Source organism: Cereibacter johrii, from assembly GCF_001720585.1.
Classification (GTDB): domain Bacteria; phylum Pseudomonadota; class Alphaproteobacteria; order Rhodobacterales; family Rhodobacteraceae; genus Cereibacter_A; species Cereibacter_A johrii.
In genome coordinates this window covers 1-7,482 of sequence record NZ_MABH01000041.1, presented here as the reverse complement: position 1 = coordinate 7,482, position 7,482 = coordinate 1, and the positions used below count along the sequence as shown (strand labels likewise).

Genomic DNA, 7,482 nt, shown 5'->3' with positions numbered 1-7,482 from the left:
CCTCCTGCGCCGCGGGTCTCCCGCTCGTCCCGGCCCCCTGGCCCCGCAGCAGATCCTGGATCGCCCGCGTCGCCCCCGCCGGATCGCCGGCGCGCACCTGATCGAGCGCCCGGCCCATGGCCGTCGCAAACTCCGTCTTCATCTCGGTCTTCCTTGCCAGAAGGGCGCTGTGCGCCTAGCGGATGCGGTCCCGGAGGGCCGCCTTGATCTCGGCGGACGCCTGAAGCGCCCCGAGCACGGTGAGAGAGCCGATCGTGGCCCGGGCCAGATCGGCGGAAACGTCGGGCGCGATCCGGGCCAGTCCTACGACGCGCACATGCAGAAGCTCACCCGCCGCCTGTGCCGCCTCGAGCTCGGCCCGGCCGATGTCGCGCAGGCCGAGCTCGAGCGTGTGGCGCTCGATCGAGCGCGTCACCGCGTCGGCCTCGGTCCCCAGCTGGTTGCGGATGGCGGTGCGGATGAAGTCGCTCCGGTTGGCATAGAACCCCTCCTGCACCAGAAGGTCGATCCGGCCGAGGTCCACCGGACCGAGGTTGATCGTGATCTTCTCGCTGTCGCTGGTCTTCGGAACCGGGGGCTGCATCGGCTTCTCCATCCGTGTGGATGGTATATGGATGTAGAAGCGGCCGATGCAAGGGGAGGACCGACGCGCCCCCGCCTGACGTCGGGGCGCCCTCGGCGGGCGGTGGCACGCTTGCCGCGAGGGCAACGAGACATCCGCGGACAGCTCCCCCCCCCCCCGGGCATCCGGCGCTCCCGGGCCGGAGGGCCGTGGTCAGCCCCTGCGGGCCAGAGCGGGAGCCGGATCGGAGGGACGGGCGCGCCGGGGGCGTCAGACGAGCGCGCCGGACGGCGCAGCCTCAAAGGGAGCCGCGCTGGATGGGTTGCACGAAGGCGCGTTGGAAGAGGGATCCCCGGTGGACCGGCAAGGCCACGGGAGGCGCCGGAAGAGTGCGCCGGAATGAACACCCCGGGCGGAGCGCGCCGGAGGGACCTCCCCTGTCCGAACCGTCAGACGCGCAGGCTGCGGCTCCGGGCGGAGCCGCGTCTGAGGGACCTCGCCTGTCCGAAGCGTCAGAAGCGCGCGCTGCGGCGCGGGCGGGCGAGCTTTGCGCGGGGCCGGGGGGCTTCGGCGGCGGTTTCATGGGCCAGGGTCGTGCAGACCCAGCGCCAGGTCTCGGCCAGCCCCTCCTCGAGGCCGATGCGCGGGGCCCAGTCGAAAGCCGCGCGCGCGCGGGAGATGTCGAGCACCACGCGGGGCACGTCGTAGCCGCGGCCGGGCAGGCGGAGCGCGCGGACGGGCGGGCCGCCCGAGGCCTGCACGGTGCGGTCGATCCCGGCCACGATCTCGGCCACCGAGGTGCCGGTGCCGCTGCCCGCGTTGAAGCAGCCGCAGGTGCCCGAGCGCAGGGCCTCGACGCAGAGCGCCGCCAGATCGCGGACATGGATGAAGTCGCGCGTCACCTGCCCGTCGCCCCAGATCTCGACCGGCTCGCCGCGCGCGGCGCGCCACAGGTGGGTGCCGATGATCCCCTGCACGCCGGTATGGCCCTGTCGCGGCCCGTAGGGGTTCGATGCCCGCAGCACCACGGGCGCCATCCCGTAGAGCGCCTGCTCCATGCGGATGTAGCTCTCGATCGCGACCTTCACGATGCCGTAGGAGCCGATCGGGCGCAGCGGATGCTCCTCGGGCACCGGATCGGTCTGCGGCACGCCATAGACCGTGCCCCCGGACGAGAGGAACACGAGCCGCCGCTTGCCCGTCGCGCGCATCACGTCGAGAAGCCGCACCGTCGCCAGGAGGTTGGCCTCGATATCGGTTACCGGGTTGAGGTTCGCGGTCGCGGGCACCGTCGCGCTCGCCAGATGGAGCACCGCCTCGACATCGTGCAGCGCCTGGAACACCAGATTGGGATCGCTGTAATCGCCCATGACATAGTCGACGCCGGCGAGCGGCGGCCGGAAGGCCTCGGGCCGTCGGTCGAAGACCCGCACCCGGCAGCCTTCCCGCAGCAGAAGGTCGACGACATGTGACCCGATAAAACCGCAGCCGCCTATTACCAGCACTTTCATCACATGATCCTCGCCACGCCCTCGGGCGGCTAAAACTACTTCCGATTGTATTGAGCCGGGCCAGATGTCAAGCTTGATTATTCCTCAAGGCGAGAAAGACACATCCGGGGGTAGAAATTGCTGTGGACGCGGCAGAAGATGCCCGCTATCAACCACCGGCATGGACCTGCCGTTGTGAGATCATGCTGGCCGTCACGAGCAATGCCTTTGTGGGTGATTCGAATAAAGATTTCCTTGCCGATTGGCGGGAGACCTTCGTTCTCTTTGCGCTCCCGGGCAGCAGATTCGCCCACAAGGCGCTGCTGGAACGCAACCGGAGCGCGATCATCATCGAGCATCTGCGGCCGCCGTCCGGCCCGTTCGCCCTGCTCGCGGACCTGCCGAAATGGCTGGGCCACCATCTCCTCGACCCGACGCGGCCGCTGCTGTTCCTCGACCGGGCCTTCGAGGTGGGCGAGGTGACCGAGGAAGAGCGCGCGGGCCGGGCCAGTCCGCGCGGGGTGCGGGCCGAACTCGATGAGGGCGGGCGGCTCCGGCTGCTGCGGCTGGGCGGCATGATCGCCACGAGCCCGGTGCTGCCGCCCTTCCTGCGCATCCTCGCCCGGCAGCAGGTGGCGGAGGCCGCGGCGCTCGACCTTCTGCGCACGGCCTTTCCGGACAGCGGCACATGAGCGCTGTCGACGACCTGTGGCGGAGCCTCGCGCCCGAGCATGTGCTGGCCGTGCGGCCGGATTTCCGCCACCATCCGGACGGAGAGGAAGGTTTCTACGACGAGTTGAAGGCGCAGCTGCCCGGGCTCGACAGGCTGGTGGCGGGACTGACGACCCTGCCCGCCCTGTCGGAGGCCATCGCCGCGGGCGAGCCCGACGCCTGCCATCTGGCCTGCGAGCTGATCCGGCTGGGCGAGCCGGTGGACCGGACCGTGTCGGATTTCTCGCACGAGGCCTACCGGGCCTGGTATCCCGACATCGCGAAGGCGGAGATGGATCCCTTCCGCCACTATCTCGAGCATGGCTGGAAGGAGGGGCGGCGCACGCTGGCGAGCCTGCGCGACAAGTGCCACGCCGGGCGGCGGGCCTACAACCCTGCCGTGCAGACCTGCCTCATCGCCGTGCATGAGCTGTCGCGGACCGGCGCCCCCATGGTGGGGCTCGATCTTGCGCGCGAGGCGGCCGAGACTTGCAATGTGGTTGTCGTCGCAGTGCGGGGCGGCCCCCTGCTGGAGGATTTTCTCGAGCATGTCTGCCATCTTGTGATTACGGAAAATCCTTTTGGGGATATTCTTTTTCTCTCTCTTGAAAGTTTCAACAGGATAGACTTCGCGATCCTCAATTCGGTGGAGGCCGTTCCGCTCGTTCGCTATACCGTCGCGCGGGACATTCCCTTCGTGACCTATATTCACGAATATACCGATTACACCTATCCGAATTACAAGGTGACACTCACCTCGCTCTTTTCCGATCTGATGATCTTTTCCTCGGATCACGTCCGGCAAAGCTGGTCGGGGTGGCTGCGCGACGTGGAATGCGACATCGACCGCGACACGCGGATCCTGCCGCAGCGCCCCGCCCGGATGGGAGGCTGCACCGAGGACCGCATCCGCGAGGCGCGGGAGCGGATCTCGGCGCTGATCGGGCGGGACTGCGCGCATGTGCGCCTTGTCTGCGGGGCGGGGCATCTCCAGTGGCGCAAGGGCACCGACATCTTCGCCATGGCGGCCCAGATCTGCGCCCCGCGCGATCCGGACACGGTGTTCCTCTGGATCGGCGACGGGCTCAATCCCGAGGACATGGAGTTCGGGGTCTGGATGAGCTACCACCTGCGCCAGATCGGCGCGGGGCGGCCCGAGGGCAATCTCTTCCTGCTGCCGGCGGGGCCGGCCTATCCGGATGTGCTCGCGGCCGCGGATGCGATGTTCGTCTCGTCGCGGCTCGATCCGCTGCCGAACGTCGTGTTCGACGCGCTGGCGGCCGGGTGCCGGATCGTGCTCTTCGAGGGGGCGAGCGGCTTCGGCGATGCGGTCTACCGCCGGTCGGGCCGGATCCGCACCGTCGAATACGCCAATCCCGCCGCCGCGGCCGAGGCGCTGCTCGACCTGCCGCGCAAGACCCCCGGGCCCGCGCGCGAGGCCGCGCCCGAGGCGGACGGGCTCTTCGCCCGCATCCGCCGCGCGCTGCTCGACCGGCTCGCCACGCATCGCTACTTCGTGCGCGGCGCGAGCGAGATCGACATGCCGATGCTCTTCCACGAGCCGGAGCAGGCCGAGTACCGCATCCTCGAGCGCGAGAAGATGATGCGCTACGGCCGCCGCCGCATGTGGCGCGATCTGGCCGAGGTCGAGGAGAGGCTGGCGGACTCCGACAACTGGGTCCACCGCAAGCTGCGGATCGCCCCCTACGGCACGGCGCAGACCTCGGAGCTGCCGCGCTTCTCGCTGCATGTCCACGCCTTCTATACCGACGATCTGGCGCAGGACGTGCGCCAGCACGCGGCCTACCGCTGCGCCAGCCGGATCGTCGTCACCACCGACAGCGACCGGAAGGCGGACGAGATCCGCACGCTGATGGGGGCGGTGGGGCTCGCGCCCGAGGTGCTGGTCCGGCCCAACCGCGGGCGCGACATCCTGCCCTTCCTGCAGCTCTTCCTGCCGGGGGGTGCTGCGGGCGAGGACGAGATCTGGTGCCACCTGCATCAGAAGAAGTCGCTCGCCACCACGGACAGCGGCGACATCTGGCGCGCCTTCCTCCTGCGCATCCTCCTCGGGGATGAGGCGTCCCTGTCGGATGCGGTGACGCATCTGCGCGACCCGGGCGTGGGCCTCGTGGCGCCGTTCGATCCCTATTTCATCCCGTGGGATGCCTCTCGCGCGCTGCTGCCGCGGGTCGCGCCGCGCCTGCCGGGCCCGCTGCCCGACAATCCGCTGCTCTTCCCGGTGGGCAACATGTTCTTTGTGCGCAGCACGGTGGTGCGGGCGATGAACGACCTGTTCGGCGCCGCCTATCCCTGGCCCAACGAACCCATTCCCAACGACGGGACCGAGTTTCATCTCATCGAACGGCTCTGGCCCGCGATGGCCGCGCAGTGCGGCCTGGCCTCGGTCTTCGTTCACAAGCTGGATCAGAGGAGGGTGTAGGGCGCATGGAAGTCATCCTGCACATCGGCATGGGCAAGACGGGGACCTCCTCGATCCAGAAGGCGCTGGAGCAGAACGCGGTCGCGCTGCGCAGACAGGGCGTCGACTATCTCGGCATGTGGTTCGGCATGCTCGGTCCCGACTTTGGCGGACTCTCCGGGCAGACCGCCTTCTTCGGCTCGCCGCCGCAGGAGATGCGGGCCCATGCCCATCACTTTGCATCCGTGCTGGCCGAGCGGCAGCGCACCGGCGGCTGCAGCCGCTTCGTCCTGTCGAACGAGGGGATCTACGGGGAGGTGCACGCCGTGCTGCCCTTCGTCGAGGAACTGCGGCGGCATGTGCGCCTGCGGCTTGTGGCCTATGTGCGCGACCCGCACGAGTGGCTGCCCTCGGCCTACGGCCAATGGTCGATCTTCCACAAGAATTACGAGGGCCCCGTCCGGCCCTTCGCCGAGATCGCACGCGAGCAGGTGCAGGTCTATTGCTGCTTCCAGGCCTGGGGCGAGGCGGTGCCCGACCTGCTGACGGTGCGGCCCTACCTGAGGCAGAAGAACGTGGTCGAGGATTTCTCGGAGGTGCTGGGCATAGCGCTCGCCCCGCTCCCGGAGCGGCAGCAGGCGCGCGTCACGGCCGACGAGGCGGCGCTGCGTATCTTCTACAACACCCGCCTGCCCGGCGAGACGCTGCCCTGGATCTTCGACGAGGCGTTCGAGGGCCTCGACTTTCAGGCCGCTCCGGTGCTCGAGGATGTCGTGGCCCGGATGCTCGATTACCGCGAGACCGACCGGATCGTGGACGAGGCCCGCCCGCTCTTCGACTATCTGCGCACCCGCTTCGGGATCGACTTCCCGTCCGCCCACGCCGAGATCGAGCCGCCCCCGGATCCCGAGGCGCTGCGGCGGCGGCTGACCGAGCATCTGCTGCAGATCGTCATGCATCAGGCCGACCGCATCACCGCGCTCGAGACGGCCGTGGCGGCGCTTCAGGCCGCTCCCGGCAAGCCTTGAGCGGGAGGCGCGATGGACGCTCCGGCATTCTGACAGGGGTTATCGATCATCATGTCACTCGACCAAGCCTCCCCGCCGCGGATCGCGCTCATCGTCCTCGGGATGCATCGCTCCGGCACCTCCGCCCTCGCGGGCGTCCTCGCACACATGGGTTGCGCCCTGCCGCAGGATCTGATGCCCGCCACCGCATCCAATCCCCGCGGCCATTTCGAGTCGCTCAAGGTCTATCACCTGAACGACGCGATCCTCGCCTCGGCAGGCTCCGCCTGGAATGACTGGGGCCCCTTCAACCCCGACTGGTACCGCTCGCCGCGGCTGGGCGAGTTCCGAGAGCGCGCGGCCGAGGTGATGGCGCAGGAATTCGGCCGGTCGAGCCTGATCGTGCTCAAGGATCCGCGCATCTGCCGCCTGCTGCCCTTCTGGAAGGAGGTGCTGGCCGAGGCGGGCATCCGGCCGCTCTTCCTCTGCACCCACCGCGCCCCGGACGAGGTGGCGGCCTCGCTCTCGCGGCGCGAGGGCTGGCCTGCGGGGTGGGGGCAGCTCCTCTGGCTGCGCCATGTGCTCGAGGCCGAGGCCGAGACCCGGCAGGAGCCGCGCCTCTTCGTGTCCTACGAGGCGCTCCTGTCGGACTGGCGCGCCACGGTGGCGCGGATCGGCGAGGGCTTCGGGCTGCGGTTCCCCCGCGCGGCGGATGCGGTGGCCCCTGCCATCCGCGATTTCCTGGCCGACGAGCTGCGCCACTTCCGCTCGACCAGCGCGCGCGACGGCGTGCTGCCGCCCGACTGGATCCGCCGCCCGGACGGGATCTTCGGCCGCTGGGCCGCCACGGGCGAGACGGCCGAGGACCGGGCCGAGCTCGACGGGATCCGGGCGGAGCTCGACCGTGCCATCCCGATGCTGGGGATGGTCGCGCGCGACGCGGCCATGGCGGTCGCGCAGGGCCGGAACCGAGAGGCGGAGGCGGCCGAACAGGCGGCGCAGGCGATGCGCGAGGAGGAGCTCGCGCTGCTGCGGCGCGCGCAGGCAGATGCCGAGGCCCGCCTGCGCCATGCCACGGTGCATCTGGAAGCCATGACCCGGAGGCTGGCGGCCGAGTTGGAGACGACGGTCCCGGCCGAACTCCAGGCGCGGGAGCGGCTGCCGGCGGTCGAGGCGGCCCGCGCCGCACTCGAACGCGAGGTGGGCGACCTGCGCGAGAGCCTGCGGCACCGCGCGGCCCATGTGGCCGAGCTCGAACGCCACGCGGGCGCCCTGGCCGAGCGCATGGCG

At 69.9% G+C, this 7,482-nt stretch carries 6 protein-coding genes; 4 read left to right on the top strand and 2 right to left on the bottom strand.

Annotated features, from left to right (window positions below; translation table 11 throughout):
* Nucleotides 1-175: 175 nt before the first annotated feature.
* Both A9O63_RS02485 and A9O63_RS02480 read right to left on the bottom strand, forming a co-directional pair.
* Nucleotides 176-583, bottom strand: a complete 408-nt coding sequence (locus tag A9O63_RS02485; protein ID WP_069330512.1) for a CopG family transcriptional regulator — start codon at nt 581-583, stop codon at nt 176-178.
* A gap of 491 nt (nt 584-1,074) precedes the next feature.
* Complete coding sequence (locus tag A9O63_RS02480; RefSeq protein ID WP_084295530.1) at nt 1,075-2,073, bottom strand: NAD-dependent epimerase/dehydratase family protein; 999 nt, start codon at nt 2,071-2,073, stop codon at nt 1,075-1,077.
* A gap of 122 nt (nt 2,074-2,195) precedes the next feature.
* On the opposite strand from A9O63_RS02480, the gene A9O63_RS02475 reads away from it, so the two are divergent.
* The 4 genes from A9O63_RS02475 to A9O63_RS02460 all read left to right on the top strand — a co-directional run.
* Nucleotides 2,196-2,744: a hypothetical protein gene (locus tag A9O63_RS02475; RefSeq protein ID WP_235836912.1), complete on the top strand. Its 549-nt coding sequence runs from the start codon at nt 2,196-2,198 to the stop codon at nt 2,742-2,744.
* Nucleotides 2,741-5,206, top strand: a complete 2,466-nt coding sequence (locus A9O63_RS02470; protein WP_069330509.1) for a rhamnan synthesis F family protein — start codon at nt 2,741-2,743, stop codon at nt 5,204-5,206. The genes A9O63_RS02475 and A9O63_RS02470 overlap by 4 nt, the downstream gene beginning before the upstream one ends.
* Nucleotides 5,207-5,211: 5 nt before the next feature.
* Nucleotides 5,212-6,213, top strand: coding sequence for a polysaccharide biosynthesis protein (locus tag A9O63_RS02465; RefSeq protein ID WP_069330508.1), 1,002 nt, complete (start codon nt 5,212-5,214; stop codon nt 6,211-6,213).
* Nucleotides 6,214-6,264: 51 nt separating this feature from the next.
* Nucleotides 6,265-7,482, top strand: a 1,218-nt coding sequence (locus A9O63_RS02460) for a sulfotransferase (protein ID WP_084295528.1), incomplete at its 3' end; no start/stop codon positions are given.